Source organism: Bacillus sp. 05T31 (genome assembly GCF_056396725.1).
In genome coordinates this window covers 1-2,203 of record NZ_JBFTMA010000729.1, presented here as the reverse complement: position 1 = coordinate 2,203, position 2,203 = coordinate 1, and the positions used below count along the sequence as shown (strand labels likewise).

At 35.7% G+C, this 2,203-nt stretch carries 4 protein-coding genes; 3 read left to right on the top strand and 1 reads right to left on the bottom strand.

The window, feature by feature from the left end; all coding sequences use genetic code 11:
• On the top strand, positions 1-607 hold a 607-nt coding region (locus AC1DJR_RS27385; protein WP_477003979.1), incomplete at its 5' end, for a hypothetical protein.
• Positions 608-817: 210 nt separating this feature from the next.
• Here the strand turns inward: AC1DJR_RS27385 and AC1DJR_RS27380 are convergent.
• Positions 818-952, bottom strand: a complete 135-nt coding sequence (locus AC1DJR_RS27380) for a YpzI family protein (protein ID WP_000513901.1) — start codon at positions 950-952, stop codon at positions 818-820.
• A 117-nt stretch (positions 953-1,069) separates the two neighbouring features.
• Between AC1DJR_RS27380 and AC1DJR_RS27375 the strand changes: the two genes are divergently transcribed.
• On the top strand, positions 1,070-1,681 hold the full coding sequence (locus AC1DJR_RS27375; protein WP_002086626.1) for a YphA family membrane protein: 612 nt from the start codon (positions 1,070-1,072) through the stop codon (positions 1,679-1,681).
• Positions 1,674-2,203, top strand: a 530-nt coding sequence (locus AC1DJR_RS27370; protein ID WP_477003978.1) for a YIEGIA domain-containing protein, incomplete at its 3' end; no start/stop codon positions are given. The genes AC1DJR_RS27375 and AC1DJR_RS27370, both read left to right, overlap by 8 nt.

Genomic DNA, 2,203 nt, shown 5'->3' with positions numbered 1-2,203 from the left:
GGATGAGGATGTTAATAAAAAAGGAGATAATGTATCTTCAAATAGTAAAAATACAATAGGACGCATTACATATAATAGTGAAGATTTTAACATCCATGCACGAAATATAAGAGAAGATACAGCGGTTTCTGGATATAAGAAAAAGGTTGAAATTTCATTAACTTCAAATGTAAGAGAAGGAGATTCTAGTTCAACAACAGCACAATCAGCAATTAAAACGGCGAATATTGCAATTGCAGTCGGGAATAAATTGTATAGGAATCCAACGGTGAATGCAGGAAGTGGAATAGAAGCACTAATTTTGCCAAGGGAATTAGGAGAAGACAAAAATCCATCGGAAGATTCGTATACAATTTATTATTTTAATATACCAAATGAAGTTAGTTTAAGTAATGCTGAAGTAGTATTACTTTCTGATCAAGGAAATACCATTGTGAGTAGGAAAATTAAAGGAGAAAAAGAAGATATTGTAGGTGCGAAAAAAGAGGTTGAGCGAAAGTTAAATGAGATAAGAGAGACGGATTATGTACGTGTAGAGGTAAAGAGTAAAGATCCTTCTCTACATACGTATTATGTTATTACATATTCTAAAAACCAACAGGTGTAGTTACGATTAATGCCTCGTTGAGTGATAGGGTTTATAATGCGAAAACAAAAGAATTATATTACGAGTAGAAATAAATAAAATAATCGTGTAAAAAGACGGTTTCGTACAATATCGAAACCGTCTTTTTGTATTGCCTATTTGAGGGCGGCTCGATTGGTGTGGGCTAATAATCAGTGGGGGTGGATACCCCCCACTGAAGTTTCACTTTATTTAATGCTGATTCTGCTTTCGAGCTTGCTCCGGTGTATCAAGACTTGTTGCACCGGGATATTGAAGTGATTGGTCGCGATCAGATTCAACGCGGCGTGATTCTCTTAGCTTTCGTTCTTGGCGATCTTTACCCATTGTGAGTTACACCTCCTTATTAAAAGTTTTGCTGTTATGAGAAAAACTATGCACAAAGAAAAGGAGGATTAACTTTCATAAAAAGTTCCCATAATGGAAATCATAGGAGGTGAAATGATGGATGGGAGTACTTTTTATTTTGTTGCTTGGATAGGGTGGATTGTCGTGACCTTTTTTATGAAAAAGGAATCTATTCGTTGGAAGATAAGTGCTTGTATATTAATTTTTATTATTTGTTCTCCGTTAAATGTGACGATTGCTTCTTTCACRATATCGGTAAATGCCCTTTTGCTTTGTATTATTTCTTTTGTAGGTATCGCGTTATATTCTATTTGGAAAAAATTATATACCTTACTTTCGGCACTTATTATTGCAATGTTATATACAAGCTTTCATTTGTTAGAAGTATATGATCCAATTTGGATTGTGGTTGATAGGTTGTTGCTGTTAAGTGGTGCACTTGTGTATGCATCGGTTTTATTGCACGGGGATCGCATATTACGATTATGCTCCTTATATATAGGGATGTTACAAGGAGAATTATTGGTGACGCTGATTTTTCGTAAATTACATTTTCCTTATGAATACGGCAGTTTAGCTTTTTTAGATGTTGCTGCTGTTTCCACTTTATTTATGGCGATTTTACTTTGGATTACAAAGGCATCGGTATATATGGAACAATTTAAGAGGAAAACACGTAAAAGAAAGGCGAGGGTAATACATGACTGAATATACACCAGCTATTTTATGTGGCGTAATTGCAGGTACAATAACTAGGTTGTTAATGCTTCGTACCGATACGAGGCAATATCCGACGAGGCTTCACGGGAAAATTATTCATATCGCGATGGGATTAATTGCGGCTGCCTTAGGAGCAATTGCGATTCCGTCTGTTTTGAAAAAAGATTTCTCTGCAATTACATTTCTTACGTTAGCAGCGACGCAATTTCGTGATGTGCGCAATATGGAAAGAAATACACTTCAACAATTAGATGGATATGAGCTCGTACCACGTGGTAATACATACATTGAAGGAATTGCATTAGTATTTGAAAGTCGTAACTACTTGGCGATGTTAACGTCGTTTGTAACAACGTTTGCGTATATAGGATTCGATTCATGGATTGCCGGGGTAATTACTGGTATAGTAAGTTTTTTCATTGCGAAAAAATTAATGTCAGGTAAAAGACTTCATGACCTTGTAGAAATAGAGCACGTTCCACTTCGTTTTGAAGGAGCGGGACTTTATAT